Origin of the sequence: Segnochrobactrum spirostomi, from assembly GCF_009600605.1 — a bacterium.
In the GTDB taxonomy this organism is placed as follows: Bacteria; Pseudomonadota; Alphaproteobacteria; order Rhizobiales; family Segnochrobactraceae; genus Segnochrobactrum; species Segnochrobactrum spirostomi.
In genome coordinates, this window is the sequence record NZ_VWNA01000001.1 from 2,876,542 (window position 1) to 2,891,423 (window position 14,882).

Consider the following 14,882-nt stretch of genomic DNA (forward strand, 5'->3'; position numbering starts at 1 on the left):
TCTCATTCCACCACGAAGGTGATGTGCGCAACCTGCCAGACCATCCGCGCATTGGTTTCCTGCTTCTCCAACTCGCTGAAGGTGTCGAGCGGGTAGATCACCCAGAGCGGACCCTTATCGCGCACGCGCATCGTCGCGCCGTTGTGTCGCGAGGCTAGAACAACCGTATATTTCTTCCAATCCTGCGCCGGAATGACGATCGAATAATCGTTGAGGGCGACGACGTCCGCCTCCTTCACCGGCCGCCCGCCGAGGGCTGCGATGGCGGAGAGGGTCGGACCCGAGAAGGTCTGGACGCCCTGGGTCCAAGGGGTCGATGTCTTGATCGTCGCCTGGGGCAGGGTGTCGAGGGCCTTGAGGTCGAGCGTCTCCGATTTCAGGACCTGGCCGTCGGCGGTCTTCCAATCGAGATCGAGGTCTTGGGCGAAGGCCGGCGGTGCGGCCGCGACGAGGGCGAGAGACGCACAAGCGAACGACACGAAGACGGCTAGAACTCTAACGAAGCGCATGATTGGCCCCTAGGCACGGGGGCCCCGCGGTCGTTTGCCCGCGTGCGCCGTGCTTCCACCGAGGGGGGAAGACTATCCCGGATCGGGTTGTGTCGGCACGAAGATGCTACCAGTTCGGCGCGTTCGGCGGACGAGAATGTTCCATTCTGGAAGCGAAATTGTGGGGTAAGGTGCGTAGGGCTTCCAAAGAAAGCCTCATTTGCTGCCGCCACCGCTCACGCTCCCGCCGCGTTCCCTCGAAAATGGAGGCGTCTGGCTTTGACAAGTTTTTGCGACGGCGGTCTGCTGCGAAGTCCGGCGCGCGCGATGCGGCGCCGCCTCGTGGTGGGAGAGATCGCGATGACGAAGACGAGCAGATCGAGCCGAATCCCGCTCCGCAGGCAGGCCGCCCGGATGCTGGCGACCTTACGCGACGCCGCCTCCTCTCTCGCGTCGTCGATGGTCGGCGCCTTCCACGTGCAGCGCAACCCGGCCTTGGTGCCCATCCGCATCCGCGCCGAGCGCCGTCCCCGGCAGGATTGAGACCAGCGTTTCCGTCAGACGCACGTGCCGCCGTGTCGCCGCCGCGTAGCGGTCCCCTTGGGATGGCGCCGTGAGGCGACGGTCGCTGCGCTTCCTTCTCCCCGATTACGGGGAGAAGGCCTTGCGACTTGCGGAGAGGCCTTTTCCATCGCCCGAAGCGGGGAGGGTGGGCGATCCGCGCCCTCCTGCCCCACACGCCCATGCGAGTGCGATCTCGGCCTCCGTCGCCCCGCTCCTCACGGGTGCTTGGCGAGCCAGGCCTTCATCTCGGCGATCTCCTTCTCCTGCGCCGCGACGATCGCGGAGGCGAGGCGGCGGATCTCCGGGTCCTTGCCGTATTTCAGTTCCACCTTGGCCATGTCGATCGCCCCCTGATGGTGCGCGATCATCATCCGCACGAAATCCCGGTCGGGATTGCCGGTCGGCTTGACGTCCATCGCTCCCATCATCCGCTGGTTCGCGGCGTCGAGCGCCTTGTCGGCCGCGGAGCCGCCAGGGGTGCTGTCGCCATGGGCCATGGGCATCTGACCCATAGTGTCGCCCATCGGCATGGTGCCGCTGTTGCTCGCCTGGGCGAAGGCCGCCGCGGGGGCGAGGGCGATCGCGGCCGCGAGGGCAAGGCCGGCGATAGCTGGCCGGCGCGAATGCCGGGGGACGGATGCGTTCGTCATGATGATCTCCTGGGCAGAGGGGGGCGGGGGCGGCGCTCAGGCGGCCTGGCTCGGTTCGTAGCCGGCGTCGCGGATCGCGGCCGCGATCGGCGCCGCAGCGCCGGCCTCGACGCCTTCGACGACGACCGTCTTGGTGGCGAGGTCGACGGCGACGCGCGCGCCGGGGGCGGCTTCGAGCACCGCGTCGCGCACCGCGCGCTCGCAATGGGAACAGCTCATGTCGGGGACGGTGAAGGCGAGCATCGTGCAATTTCCTCCTCGGGCGGACGTCGATCGCCCGTTCGATGCGAAGGTGGGGCTTCCCACCATGGCAAGGTCAAGGGGGGTGAGGCGGCGGCACGAGCGCGAGAAATAGCCCGGCACCGGGACCGACGCGCCCTTGACCTTCCCATCATGGGAACCCTTATCTGAGCTGGGCACCCGCCTCCTGCGGAAGGAGTGCCGCCATGAACGCGATCTCAGAGACCTCCCAGGGTCATGCGCCCGCCAAACCCGCCGCCCGGCTCGGCTTCGCCATCGAAGGCATGACCTGCGCCTCCTGCGTGCGCCGGGTCGAGAAGGCGATCCGCGCCGTGCCGGGCGTCGCCGACGTCTCCGTCAATCTCGCCACCGAACGCGCCGACGTGGTGTTCGCCGGCCGGCCCGACGCCGCGGCCGTCGCGGCCCGCATCGAGAAGGCCGGCTACAAGGCCGCGCCCGTCGAGGACCCGGCCGTCGCCGAAGCGCGCCGGCAGGCGGCGGCGCGGCGGGAGGGCTTTCACGCGCTCATCGCGGCCGCGCTGTCGCTGCCGCTCGTCGTTGCGATGATCGGCCACGCGCTCGGGCTGCCGTGGATGCTGCCGGCGTTGGTCCAGCTCGTGCTGGCGACGCCGGTCCAGGTCTGGCTCGGCGCGCGTTTCTACAAGGCGGGCTTCGCCGCGCTCCGCGCCGGCAGCGGGAACATGGACCTGCTCGTCGCGCTCGGCACCTCCGCGGCTTACGGGCTCAGCCTCTATCTGATCGCGGTCGGCCGCCCCCATGCGCTCTATTTCGAGGCCTCGGCGGTCGTCATCACCCTCGTCCTCGTCGGCAAGTGGCTGGAAGGACGGGCCAAGCGCCAGACCGGCGCGGCGATCCGGGCTCTGACGGCGCTCGCGCCGGCGACCGCTCGGGTGCGCCGCGACGGCCGCGAGGCGGAGATCCCGGCGAGCGCCGTCGTCGTCGGCGACCGCGTCGTGGTGCGGCCGGGCGAGCGCATTCCCGTCGATGGACGGGTGCTCGCGGGGGCGAGCGAGGTCGACGAATCCCTCGTCACCGGCGAAAGCCTGCCGGTCGCCAAGGGCGAGGGCGACCGCGTCATCGGCGGGGCGCTCAACGGCGTCGGTCTCCTCGAGATCGAGGCGACGGCGGTCGGCGCGGAGACGACGATCGCCCGCATCGTCCGGCTGGTCGAGGATGCCCAGGCCTTCAAGGCACCGATCCAGCGCACGGTCGATCGGGTCAGCGCGGTGTTCGTTCCGGTGGTGGTGGTGATTGCCCTGCTCACCCTCGTCGGCTGGCTCGTCGCCGGAGCGGGGGTGGAGACGGCGATCCTGAACGCCGTCGCCGTTCTCGTCATCGCCTGCCCGTGCGCCCTCGGTCTCGCCACGCCCGCCGCCGTGATGGCCGGTACTGGCGCCGCGGCGCGGGCGGGCATCCTCATCAAGGACGCGGCGGCGCTCGAGGTCGCCCCCCACATCGGCACCGTCGTGTTCGACAAGACGGGGACCCTGACGGAGGGCAAGCCCGACCTCGGCGATCTGATCCCGGCGCCGGGCGAGGATCGCCGCGGGCTCCTCGCGCTTGCGGCCGGCGTGCAGGCGGGCAGCGAGCATCCCCTCGCCAAGGCCGTGGTCGCTGCTGCGGACGCCGAGGGCGTGACCTTGCCCGCCGCCACCGGCGTCCACGCCCTCGCCGGGCGGGGCGTCGCCGGCTGGATCGAGGGGCGGGAGGTCCGCATCGTCAGTGCCGCCGGCCTCGCCGATCTCGGCCTCGTGCCGGCCGATCTCGCGGCGGCGGCCAAGACGCGGTCCGAAGCGGGGCAGACGGTCTCCTTCATCGCGGAGGCGAACCCGCCGCGGCTCCTCGGGCTCCTCGCTTTCGGCGACAGGCCGCGGGCCTCCGCCGCCGTCGCGATCGCCCAACTGAAGGCGCGCGGCATCCGGACGATGATGCTGACGGGGGACAATCGCGGCGCCGCCGCGGCGGTCGCCCTGGCCTTGAAGCTCGATCGCTTCGAGGCGGAGGTGCTGCCGGAGGACAAGGCGGCCGCCATCGCCCGCATCAAGGCCGAGGGCGACAAGGTCGCGATGGTCGGCGACGGCATCAACGACGCGCCGGCGCTCGCCGCCGCCGATCTCGGCATCGCCATGGCGAGCGGCACCGACGTCGCCATGCAGGCGGCGGCGATCACCCTGATGCGCGGCGACCCCCGCCTCGTCGCGGCGACCCTCGACATCGCCGCGCGTACCTCGACGAAGATCGTGCAGGGCCTGTTCTGGGCCTTCTTCTACAACGTGATCGGCATTCCGCTCGCCGCGCTCGGCCTCTTGAATCCGGTCGTCGCCGGCGCGGCGATGGCCTTGTCGAGCGTCAGCGTAGTGGCGAACGCCCTGCTCCTCGGCACCTGGCGGCCTGCGCTGCCGCCGGTGCGGGACGGGGCGAACCCGGAGAGTGGACGATGAACATCGGTGCGGCGGCCGCGGCCTCGGGCGTTTCGGCCAAGATGATCCGCTATTACGAGGCGAACGGGCTCATTCCGGCGGCGGACCGGTCCGAGGCGGGCTACCGCCTCTATTCGGACCGGGACGTCCATACCTTGCGTTTCATCCGCCGGGCCCGCGATTTCGGCTTCAGCATGGCCGAGATCGCGGATCTCATTTCGCTGTGGCGGGACGAACGGCGGGCGAGCGCCGACGTGCGCCGCATCGCGCTCAGCCATGTCGAGGATCTCGAGGCGCGGGCCGCGGCGCTTCTCGCCATGAGCCGGACGCTGCGTCACCTCGCCTCGTGCTGTCACGGCGACGGCCGGCCGGATTGCCCGATCCTGGACGATCTCGCCGGGGATGTCCTCCCCGGCGCGCCTCTGCGGCGGGCCGCGCGGGATGTCTCTCACGACGGGGTTTGAAGAGGCAGGCTTACCAGCGGTGGCCCCAGCCGCCATAGCCGCCGCCCCAGCCACCGTATCCGCCGCCCCAACCACCGCGCCAGCCGCCACCCCAGCCCGGGCCCCAGCCCGGACGGGCCCATCCGCCGCCCCAGCCGGGACCACCCCATCCGGGACCCCAGCCCGGGCCGCCCCAGCCATAGCGCCAGCGGTTGGCGTACCAGGGCTGGCCGACATAATAATTGTCCCAGTAGGAACCGATCGAGAAGGTGACGACCGGCACGCCGACGACGGGGGCATAAGTCGGCACGTAGGCCCGCTGGCTTTGATAGGCGACGCGCAGATAGCGCTGTGCCATCCAGCCGCGGGCGGCGCCCCATTGCACGTCGCACCAGGAATAGCCGGCGGTGCAGCCGTACATGGTGATCGGGCTCCCGGCGGGGATCACCGTCACGGCGGGATAGCGCGTGCTCGGCCCGGCGCGCAGGTTGACGCTCGCGACCACCCAGCCCGGCGCTGCCGCGACCGCCGCGGGCGCCGCCGCCGTCACGCAGCCGGCGAGCAGGAAGGCGGCTGCGGGCGCGGCTGCGATCGCCGCCGCCGGTCGGAGGCGGCCGCCGGTCCGACGGATGGCGGCGCGCGAGAGCGGGCGCGTGAGGGCGCGCACGGCCTTTGCGAACGGCACGGACTTCGAGAACGGCTCCGACTTCGAGAACGGCTCCGACATGGGTTTTGCACTCCGGGCGGGGCTCCAGCGGACGCCTCGACGGCGACCCCTCGGCCCGAGCATCACCGGGCCTTAGGCCGGTCCCGCTGAACCGCTGCTGAATAAAGCGCCGAACCCCTGCCGGTTCCTTCGGCAGCCTGATCGCGCCCTGTCCATTACGGCATTTCCGTGCTTGACTTTGAGGAGAGAGCCGCCTTAATAACTCATAGTGAATTAATAAAAGCAGCGCCGATGACGGTGCGCGGATGAGTGGGGAGGAAAGGGCGTGAGGCTGCGACCGGTCCGGTCGGGGCAGGGGGCGAATTCAGCCCAGCTTCGCCAATTCAACGAACGCGCGGTCCTGCAATATCTTCGGCGCCTCGGCGAGGCTTCGAAGGCGGATCTGGCGCGGGCGGCCGGCCTCACCAACAACGCCATCGGCATGCTGATCCGCGAGCTCGAGGAACTGGGTCTCGTGCGCGATCTCGGCAAGAAGCGCGAGGGCCGCCGCGGCCAGCCGGCGACGCTCCTGAGCCTCGATCCGCGCGGCGCCTTCTCGATCGGCGTGCGGCTCGACCGCGGCCGCACCGAAGTCGTGCTGTGCGATTTCAACGGCACCCTGCTCGCCCGCCACAGCCACGAGATCGTGCTGCCGCCTCCCGAAGAGGCGCTCGAGATCGTCGCCGGCGATGTTCGTCACCTCATCACGCGGCTGTCCGACGAGGACCGGCCGCGGCTGACTGGCATCGGGCTCGCCCAGCCCTTCAATCTCGGCGCCTGGCTGCGCGAGCTCGAACTCCCGCGCGAGACCTTCGCCCGCTGGGACGAGGTCGATTTCGCGGCGATGCTCCAGGACGCGACCGGGGTCGAGGTCTTCCTCGAGAACGACGGCAATGCGGCGGCGATCGCCGAGCTCCTCTACGGCACCGGCCGCGAGGAGGACGATTTCCTCTATCTCTTCATCGGTCCCGCGATCGGCGGCGGCATCGTGCTCGGCGGCGATTGCCTGCGCGGCGCCCACGGCAATGCGGCCGACGTCGCGGTGATGCCGGTGCCGCCGTCCGAGCTCGCCTCGGTGCGCGACCATCCGCTGGGCGACATCTTGATCGCCCGCGCCTCGCTCAATTCGCTGTTCCGCCACCTGCGCTGGAGCGGCGTCGCGGTGCCCGACCAGACGGCCTTCGCGACCACCGTCGCCGCCGCCTCGGGCCGCGCCGACGGGCCGGTCGCCGAATGGATCGAGGACTGTGTCGCGGCCTTGTCGGTGTCGGTGCGCTCGATCGTCGCCACCATCGACGTGCCCACCGTCGTCATCGATTCCGACCTGCACGGCTGGGTTCTCGATGCCATCGTGACGCGGCTCACCGAGCGGCTCGCCGCCGACATGGCGGAAGCCCGCACCCCGCCGCGGCTGGTGCACGGGCGGTTCGGCTCGGATGCCGGCGCGCTCGGTGCCGCCGCCGTCCCGCTCTTCTTCAATTTTGCCCCGCGTTCTTCGCTCCTCACCGGAGCCGGAGGCGCCTATGCCGAGGAGGCCAAGCATGTCGCCGCGGAATGACGAGGCCGCCGATTCCTCCGCGCCCGTCCTGGAGATGAAGTCGATCTCCAAGACCTTCGTGGCGGTTCGCGCGCTTCGCGACGTGTCGCTGTCCGTTCGCCGTGGCGAAATCCACGCGCTGATGGGCGAGAACGGCGCCGGCAAGTCGACGCTGATGAAGATCCTGTCGGGCGCCTATCAGGCCGACCCGGGCGGCGAGATCCGCATCGACGGCAAGCCGGTGACGATCGCCGGGCCGCTCGCCGCCAAGGCGCTCGGCATTGCCGTCATCTATCAGGAGCTCTCGCTCTCCCCGAACCTGACGGTCGCCGAGAACATCTATCTCGGCCGCGAGCCGAAGCGTGGCGCCCTCGTCGATCGCGCCGCGATGCAGGCCGGCTGCCAGGAGGTGCTGACCCGCCTCGGCGCCACCTTCAAGCCGCAGACGATCGTCGCCACCCTGTCGATCGCCGAGCGCCAGCTTGTCGAGATCGCCCGCGCGCTCCACGCCGACGCCCGCATCCTGGTGATGGACGAGCCGACCACCACGCTCTCCTCGCGCGAGACCGACCGGCTGTTCGACCTCATCCGCAAGCTGCGCGCCGAAGGCCTCGCCATCATCTACATCTCCCACCGCATGGCGGAGATCTACGAGCTTGCCGACCGCTGCTCGGTGCTGCGCGACGGCGCCTATGTCGGCACCCTCAGCCGGGACGAGCTGTCCGCCGAGAGCCTCGTCAAGATGATGGTCGGCCGCGACCTGTCGGGCTTCTACACCAAGGACCACGACGCCCATCCGCCCACCCATTCCGGCCGCGAGGTGCTCGCGGTCGAGCACATGTCGGACGGCAAGCGCGTCCACGATTGCAGCTTCGTGCTCTGCGAGGGCGAGGTGCTCGCCATCGCCGGCCTCGTCGGTTCGGGCCGCACCGAGCTTGCCCGCCTGATCTTCGGCGCCGACCGCCGTACCTCCGGCACCGTCCGCCTCGCCGGCCAGACGATCTCCATCCAGACGCCGGGCGACGCCATCGCCGCCGGCATCGTCTACCTGACCGAGGACCGCAAGGCGCAGGGCCTGCTCCTCGACATGACCGTCTCCGAGAACATCAACCTGATGATCATCGGGCCGGATTCCCATGCCGGCTTCCTCGATCTCGGCAAGGCGCGCCAGCGCGCGCGGGATGCGATCCGCTCGCTCTCGATCCGCGTCGCCCACGAGAAGGTCACGGTCGGGTCGCTGTCGGGCGGCAACCAGCAGAAGGTGCTCCTGTCGCGCCTCCTCGAGATTCGCCCGAAGGTCCTGATCCTCGACGAGCCGACCCGCGGCGTGGACATCGGCGCCAAGTCCGAAATCTACAAGATCATCGACGGCCTCGTGAAAGAGGGCATCGGGGTGATCGTGATCTCGAGCGAGCTGCCCGAGGTCGTCGGTCTCGCCGACCGCGTGCTGGTCATGCGCGAGGGGGTGATCGAGGGGGAGGTCGGGGCCGCAGCGGCATCCCGGTCACGCAGGAAGCCATCATGAATTTCGCAACCGGCGTGCACCGCGCCGAAGCGGCAGCGGTCTGAACGGAGAGAGCGATGAGCCAGATTTCCACCGGCGCGGCGAGCGCCAAGTCGAGCGCGGACGAACGTCGCCGCCGCATGCACGCCCTGATCCGGACCGTCGGCATGCTGCCGATGCTGATCCTGATCTGCATCATTTTCGCCGCGCTGTCCGGCCGCTTCCTGACGCTGCAGAACCTCTCGATCGTCATGCAGCAGGCGGCGATCAACACCGTGCTCGCCTCGGGCATGACCTTCGTCATCCTGACCGGTGGTATCGACCTCTCGGTCGGCTCCATCCTCGCCGCCTCGGCGATGGTCGCGGTGATGGCCTCGCTCCTGCCCGACATCGGCTTGATCGGCATTCCGGCGGCGCTCGCGATCGGCCTCGTGTTCGGTCTCGCCAACGGCGCGCTGATCGCCTTCCTGCGGTTGCCGCCGTTCATCGTCACGCTCGGCTCGCTCACCGCGGTGCGCGGCGTGGCCCGCCTGCTCGGTCAGGACACCACGGTGTTCAACCCGCAGCTTCCGTTCGCCTTCATCGGCAACGGCTCGCTGTTCGGCGTGCCGTGGCTCGTCGTCATCGCGCTCGCGGTCGTTTTCCTGTCGTGGATCATCCTACGACGCACCGTGCTCGGCGTGCACATCTACGCCGTCGGCGGCAATCCGGACGCCGCGCGCCTCTCCGGCATCAAAGTGTGGTGGGTGCTGCTCTTCGTCTACGGCATGTCGGGCCTGATGTCGGGCCTCGGCGGCGCCATGTCGGCGGCCCGCCTCTATGCCGCGAACGGCGTGCAGCTCGGCGTCTCCTACGAGCTCGACGCCATCGCCGCGGTCATCCTCGGCGGCACCTCGTTCGTCGGCGGCATCGGCTCGATCTGGGGCACGCTCATCGGCGCCCTCATCATCGCCGTGTTGTCGAACGGCCTGATCCTGACCGGCGTCCCGGACGTCTGGCAGTACATCATCAAGGGTCTGATCATCATCGGGGCCGTGGCGCTCGACCGCTACCGCCTGTCGGGCTCGGCCCGGACCTGACCCTCACCCCTTTTCTACCGGCGTGCGCGGAATTCTGGTCGCCGTGCGCGCTCCCATAACGACCAGGGAGGAAGTCGACATGCTGAAGAAGATGCTCCTCGCCGGCGCCGCCATCGCCCTCACCCTCGGCGGCGCTCAGGCGAAGGACCTCAACAAGATCGGGATCTCGCTGGGCTCGCTCGGCAACCCGTTCTTCATCGCGCTCGCCAACGGTGCCACCGCCGAAGCCAAGAAGATCAACCCGAACGTCGAAGTGACGACGGTCGGCTACGATTACGACCTCGGCAAGCAGTTCACCCAGATCGACAACTTCATCGCCGCCGGCGTTGACCTCATCCTCCTGAACCCGGGCGATCCGAACGCCATCGAGCCGGCGATCAAGAAGGCCCAGGCGGCCGGCATCCCGGTCGTCGCCGTCGACACCGCCGCCAAGGGCGCCGACGCGACCGTGACGACGAACAACATCCAGGCCGGTGCCATCGCCTGCCAGTTCATCGTCGACAAGCTCGGCGGCAAGGGCAACGTCATCATCGAGAACGGCCCGCAGGTGTCGTCGGTGATCGACCGCGTGAAGGGCTGCCAGGAGACCTTCGCCAAGTCGCCGGACATCAAGGTTCTGTCGTCGGACCAGGACGGCAAGGGCTCGCGTGACGGCGGTCTGGCGGTCGCCCAGTCGCTGCTGACCCGCTTCGACGACGTGAAGGCGATCTTCGCCATCAACGATCCGCAGGCGATCGGCACCGACCTCGCCGCCAAGCAGCTCGGCCGCACCGGCATCATCATCACCTCGGTTGACGGCGCGCCGGACATCGAGGCGGCCCTCAAGGGCGACACGATGATCCAGGCCTCCGCGAGCCAGGACCCTTACGTGATGGCCCAGAAGGCCGTGGAGATCGGGAACGAGATCCTCCAGGGCAAGAAGCCGGCCGAGTCGATCCTGCTCATGGATTCGAAGCTCGTGACCCGCGACAACGTCAACGACTACAAGGGCTGGACCTCGCCGCGCTGAGCCGCGACGAGCCTCGCCTATCGCGATCTCGCGCCGCCCTTCGGGGCGGCGCTTGTCGTTTGGGGGAGCCTTTCGCTCCGTTCAAAGCCATCTGATCGTCCACGCGCCGGCGCTGGCAGGCCGCGCGGCGCGGGTCTATATCCTGGCGCCAAGCCCCGATCCTGGTGCCAAGTCTCGATCCTGGCGCCAAGTCCCGATCCTGGCGCCAAGTCCCGCCTTCAGCCTTTCACCGGAGTCCTTCCCATGCAGAAGCGCAAGCTCGGCCGGTCCGGCCTCGAAATCGCGCCGCTCGTGTTCGGCGGCAACGTCATCGGCTGGACGGCCGACGAGGCGACCTCGTTCTCCCTGCTCGACGCCTTCGTCGATGCCGGCTTCGACATGATCGACACGGCGGACGTCTATTCGCGCTGGGCGCCGGGCCATGTCGGCGGCGAATCCGAGACGGTGATCGGCAAGTGGCTCAAGGCGCGTGGCCGGCGCGACCGGGTGCTGATCGCGACCAAGGTCGGCTCCGACATGGGCGAAGCGGGCAAGGGGCTCTCGGCGAAGCACATCGCCTCCGCCGTCGAGGCGTCGCTGAAGCGGCTCCAGACGGATTATATCGACCTCTACCAGACCCATTGGGACGATCCGGAGACCCCGATCGAGGAGACGCTCGGCGCCTATCAGCGCCTCGTCGAGGCGGGCAAGGTCAGGGCGATCGGCACCTCGAACTTCACGCCCGAGCGGCTCAAGGCCTCGCTGGAGATTTCCGCCGCGAAGGGCTGGCCGCGCTACGAGACGCTCCAGCCCGAATACAACCTCTATGACCGCGAAGGCTTCGAAGCGGGCCTGCGCGATGTCGCGATCGCCGAGGACATCGGCGTCATCACCTATTTCTCGCTCGCCTCGGGCTTCCTCACCGGCAAGTACCGGAGCGAGGCGGATTTCGCCAAGAGCGTGCGCGGCGAGGACATGGGCAAATATCTGAACCCGCGCGGCCTACGCATCCTCGCGGCGCTCGACGCCGCGGCGGCCGAGCACGGCGCGACGCCGACCGAGATCGCGCTCGCCTGGGTGATGGCGCAGCCCGGCGTGACGGCGCCGATCGCAAGCGCGACCTCGCTCGCCCAGTTCGCCGCTCTCGCCAAGTCGGCGCGACTGAGCCTGTCGACCGAGACGATCGCCGCGCTCACCGAAGCGAGCGCCTGAGCCTTCGAGAGGTGTCGGGGGGGCGATTGTTGCCCGCCCGTGAAGACTTCTTTTATCGGCAGGGTGTGATTCCCCTCTGGCCGCGGTTGGGGGTCGCGGACTATGGTGCTGCCCGCCGTCCGCGCCGCGCGAGCGGCCCCGAGGAGGGACCGGACGCCGCCGCGCCGCACCCTCACGCTCCGACATCCAGGGAAGACGTCCGATGAAGCTCCTCCGCTATGGCCCGGCCGGTCAGGAACGCCCCGGCATCCTCGATTCCGAAGGCCGGATCCGCGATCTCTCCGCCCACGTCACCGACATCGCGGGGACCGTGCTGAGCGACGAAGGGCTCGCCCGCCTCGCCGCCATCGATCCGGCCTCGCTGCCGCTGGTCGAGGGCACGCCGCGTTACGGCGCCTGCGTCGCCGGCACCGGCAAGTTCATCTGCATCGGCCTCAATTATTCCGACCACGCGGCCGAGACCGGCGCCACGGTGCCGCCCGAGCCGATCATCTTCATGAAGGCGACCTCGGCGATCGTCGGCCCGAACGACAACATCGAGATCCCGCGCAATTCGCTGAAGACGGATTGGGAGGTCGAACTCGGCGTCGTCATCGGCAAGCACGCGAAATATGTGAGCGAGGCCGATGCCCTCGACCACGTCGCCGGCTATGCCGTCATCAACGACGTCTCCGAGCGCGCCTTCCAGACCGAGCGGCACGGCCAGTGGACCAAGGGCAAGTCCGCCGACACCTTCGGCCCGACCGGCCCGTGGCTCGTCACCCGCGACGAGGTCGCCGACCCGCAGAACCTCAAGCTCTGGCTCGAGGTCAACGGCAAGCGCGTCCAGGACGGCACCACCGCGACGATGGTCTACGGCGTGCGCTATCTCGTGTCCTATCTCTCGCAGTTCATGTCGCTGCATCCCGGCGACATCATCTCGACCGGCACCCCGCCGGGCGTCGGCATGGGCATGAAGCCGCCGACCTACCTCAAGGCCGGCGACACCATCCGCCTCGGCATTGAGGGTCTCGGCGAGCAGAACCAGACCGTCGTCCAGGGCTGAGGCCTTGGCGAACCGGACACCGGCGCGCCAGCGGGCGCGCCGCACTCTTCCCGAAAGCCGGCGGATCGTCCCGCCGGCTTTCTTCGTTTGCGGCGCTTCAAAGACGGAAAATCAGACATCGCCGGCGGGTGGGTCGCCGTCTTCGCCCGGCTTGGTGCCGACGATGAGGTCGGCGAACAGGCGCACGACATTGTCGCCGCTGGCGCCGCCGTTCGTCGGCGGGGTGACGTCGTCGTTCGAGACCGCGCCGTTCGCCTCCAGCACCGCGTATCCATGCACCATCGACCAGGCCGCGAGGGCCCGCTCGGACGCCTGGCTCTGTGGCACCGCGCGTGCGACCGCCTGCTTCAGCACCTCGTAGCTGCCCTTCGAGGCCTCGAACGCGGAGGGGTGCTCGCGCAGCCTGACGACGTCGTGGGAGAACATGAGCTGGAACAGTGCGGGGCTCTCCCGCGCGAAGCGAAGGTAGACTTCGCCGGTCTTCGCCAGCAGCTCACGGGGGTCGTTGGTGCCGGCGACCGCGAGGAGTTCCTGGGTCAGCCGCTCGAAGCCCTGTTTGGCGAGCTCGGCGAGCAAGTCCGCCTTTCCCTCGAAATGATTGTAGGGTGCCTGCCGCGACAGCCCCGCCGTCTCGGCGATGGCGCGCAGCGACAAGGCCGAAATCTGCCCGTTGTTCAACAGCCGCTCCGCCGCAGCGAGAAGGGCGCTGCGGGCATTGCCGTGATGATAGGGAGCGGTCGGCACCTCGGGCATGAAGTTGCCTTAATTCAAAATGTTGACGCTGTCACGATCCTGTATATGTTGACGCCGTCAATATCGCCCGGGCTGACCGCGCGGCCCATTGACGATCGGCCGAGGCTCTCCATGATCCGGGTTCACCACCTCAACGAGTCCCGCTCGCAGCGGATCCTATGGCTGTTCGAGGAACTCGGCCTCGAATATGAGGTTGTCGGCTATCGGCGCAATCCCAAGACCTATCGGGCGCCGGCCGCGCTGCGGCGGCTGCATCCCCTCGGCAAGGCGCCGATCGTCGAGCAGGACGGCGAGGTTCTGGCGGAGACGGGGGCCATCATCGAGGCGTTCGTGGAGCGCCACGGCCCGCAGCTCGCCCCGGCGACCGCCTACCGCACCTATCGCTATTGGATGCACTATGCCGAGGGGTCGCTGATGCCGCAGCTTCTCCTCAAGCTTGTCGTGGACAAGCTCGGGCCGCTCGGCTGGCCGTTGCGGCGCATGATGCGCGAACAACTTGATCTCCACCTCGACTTCATCGAGGGGGAGATCGGCAAGCGGGTGTGGCTGACGGGAGACCATTTCTCCGCCGCCGACATCATGATGAGCTTTCCGCTCGAGATCGCGATGAGGCGCGCCGGGCCCGGGCCGTCCCGTCCCAACATCGCCCGGCTCGTCGCGGCGATGCAGGCGCGGCCGGCTTATCAACGCGCCATGGTGCGCGGCGGCGACGCCCTCGCCGCCGTTTGAGCGGGGGGCGGGCTCGAGCCCCCCGCCATCGTCACTTCGCGAAGATCTGCGACATGTCGGCGAAGGCCTTGAACTCGAGCGCGTTGCCGGCCGGGTCGAGGAAGAACATGGTCGCCTGCTCGCCGACCTCGCCCTTGAAGCGGATATAGGGCTCGATCACGAAGGAGATGCCGGCGGCCCTGACCCGTTCGGCGAGCGCTTCCCAATCGGGCATCGTCAGCACCACGCCGAAATGCGGCACCGGCACGTCGTGGCCGTCGACCGGGTTGTGATGCGCGCCCTCATCGCCCGGCGCCTTCGGCTTGTAATGGGCGACGATCTGGTGGCCGAACAGGTCGAAATCGATCCAGGTGTCGGCGCTGCGCCCCTCTGGGCAGCCGAGCACGGTGCCGTAGAAGTGGCGCGCCGCGACGAGGTCGTCGACCGGAAAGGCGATGTGGAACGGGGTGAGGGCGGTCATCGGTTGAGCCTCCGGGCTGGGCGGCGACGCCACGGCCGCAGCG

General features: G+C 69.1%; 15 protein-coding genes and 1 pseudogene. 10 read left to right on the forward strand and 6 right to left on the reverse strand.

The window, feature by feature from the left end:
- Positions 1-2: 2 nt before the first annotated feature.
- The gene (locus F0357_RS12885; protein ID WP_153482268.1) at positions 3-509 is read right to left on the reverse strand and encodes a putative pterin-binding protein; all 507 of its coding nucleotides are present in this window, start codon (positions 507-509) and stop codon (positions 3-5) included.
- Positions 510-848: 339 nt separating this feature from the next.
- Here F0357_RS12885 and F0357_RS12890 point away from each other — a divergent pair, with 339 nt between their 5' ends.
- A complete protein-coding gene (locus F0357_RS12890) occupies positions 849-1,031 on the forward strand; it encodes a hypothetical protein (RefSeq protein ID WP_153482271.1) in 183 nt (60 codons plus the stop codon).
- A 236-nt stretch (positions 1,032-1,267) separates the two neighbouring features.
- Here the strand turns inward: F0357_RS12890 and copM are convergent, their stop codons facing one another.
- Both copM and F0357_RS12900 read right to left on the reverse strand, forming a co-directional pair.
- Entirely contained in the window at positions 1,268-1,702 is a 435-nt protein-coding gene (gene copM / locus F0357_RS12895) for a CopM family metallochaperone (protein ID WP_153482274.1), read from the reverse strand.
- A gap of 36 nt (positions 1,703-1,738) precedes the next feature.
- Positions 1,739-1,945 (reverse strand): heavy-metal-associated domain-containing protein, encoded by a 207-nt coding sequence (locus F0357_RS12900; RefSeq protein WP_153482277.1) that lies wholly within the window; start codon positions 1,943-1,945, stop codon positions 1,739-1,741.
- A 203-nt stretch (positions 1,946-2,148) separates the two neighbouring features.
- On the opposite strand from F0357_RS12900, the gene F0357_RS12905 reads away from it, so the two are divergent.
- Both F0357_RS12905 and cueR read left to right on the forward strand, forming a co-directional pair.
- Positions 2,149-4,404, forward strand: a complete 2,256-nt coding sequence (locus tag F0357_RS12905) for a heavy metal translocating P-type ATPase (RefSeq protein WP_153482281.1) — start codon at positions 2,149-2,151, stop codon at positions 4,402-4,404.
- The gene (gene cueR / locus F0357_RS12910; protein WP_153482290.1) at positions 4,401-4,847 is read left to right on the forward strand and encodes a Cu(I)-responsive transcriptional regulator; all 447 of its coding nucleotides are present in this window, start codon (positions 4,401-4,403) and stop codon (positions 4,845-4,847) included. Before F0357_RS12905 ends, cueR begins: the two co-directional genes overlap by 4 nt.
- A 10-nt stretch (positions 4,848-4,857) precedes the next feature.
- Here the strand turns inward: cueR and F0357_RS12915 are convergent, their stop codons facing one another.
- Positions 4,858-5,553: an SH3 domain-containing protein gene (locus tag F0357_RS12915; protein WP_208948324.1), complete on the reverse strand. Its 696-nt coding sequence runs from the start codon at positions 5,551-5,553 to the stop codon at positions 4,858-4,860.
- A 265-nt stretch (positions 5,554-5,818) separates the two neighbouring features.
- On the opposite strand from F0357_RS12915, the gene F0357_RS12920 reads away from it, so the two are divergent.
- The 6 genes and pseudogenes from F0357_RS12920 to F0357_RS12945 all read left to right on the forward strand — a co-directional run bounded on the left by F0357_RS12920 (position 5,819) and on the right by F0357_RS12945 (position 12,897).
- Positions 5,819-7,090 carry an ROK family transcriptional regulator gene (locus F0357_RS12920; protein WP_312861575.1) on the forward strand — a complete coding sequence of 424 codons (1,272 nt, stop codon included), beginning with the start codon at positions 5,819-5,821 and terminating at the stop codon, positions 7,088-7,090.
- A pseudogene (locus F0357_RS12925) lies at positions 7,074-8,638 on the forward strand (sugar ABC transporter ATP-binding protein). Before F0357_RS12920 ends, F0357_RS12925 begins: the two are co-directional and overlap by 17 nt.
- A 12-nt stretch (positions 8,639-8,650) precedes the next feature.
- Entirely contained in the window at positions 8,651-9,652 is a 1,002-nt protein-coding gene (locus F0357_RS12930; RefSeq protein ID WP_153482305.1) for an ABC transporter permease subunit, read from the forward strand.
- 79 nt (positions 9,653-9,731) lie between these two features.
- Positions 9,732-10,661, forward strand: a complete 930-nt coding sequence (locus F0357_RS12935; protein ID WP_153482307.1) for an ABC transporter substrate-binding protein — start codon at positions 9,732-9,734, stop codon at positions 10,659-10,661.
- A 243-nt stretch (positions 10,662-10,904) separates the two neighbouring features.
- Entirely contained in the window at positions 10,905-11,852 is a 948-nt protein-coding gene (locus F0357_RS12940; protein ID WP_153482309.1) for an aldo/keto reductase, read from the forward strand.
- Positions 11,853-12,054: 202 nt separating this feature from the next.
- A complete protein-coding gene (locus F0357_RS12945; protein WP_153482313.1) occupies positions 12,055-12,897 on the forward strand; it encodes an ureidoglycolate lyase in 843 nt (280 codons plus the stop codon).
- A 111-nt stretch (positions 12,898-13,008) separates the two neighbouring features.
- Here F0357_RS12945 and F0357_RS12950 read toward each other — a convergent pair whose 3' ends face one another.
- Positions 13,009-13,650 carry a TetR/AcrR family transcriptional regulator gene (locus F0357_RS12950; RefSeq protein ID WP_153482316.1) on the reverse strand — a complete coding sequence of 214 codons (642 nt, stop codon included), beginning with the start codon at positions 13,648-13,650 and terminating at the stop codon, positions 13,009-13,011.
- A gap of 111 nt (positions 13,651-13,761) precedes the next feature.
- On the opposite strand from F0357_RS12950, the gene F0357_RS12955 reads away from it, so the two are divergent.
- Positions 13,762-14,379 (forward strand): glutathione S-transferase family protein, encoded by a 618-nt coding sequence (locus F0357_RS12955; protein ID WP_153482319.1) that lies wholly within the window; start codon positions 13,762-13,764, stop codon positions 14,377-14,379.
- A gap of 31 nt (positions 14,380-14,410) precedes the next feature.
- Here the strand turns inward: F0357_RS12955 and F0357_RS12960 are convergent, their stop codons facing one another.
- On the reverse strand, positions 14,411-14,839 hold the full coding sequence (locus F0357_RS12960; RefSeq protein ID WP_153482322.1) for a VOC family protein: 429 nt from the start codon (positions 14,837-14,839) through the stop codon (positions 14,411-14,413).
- Positions 14,840-14,882: the final 43 nt, after the last annotated feature.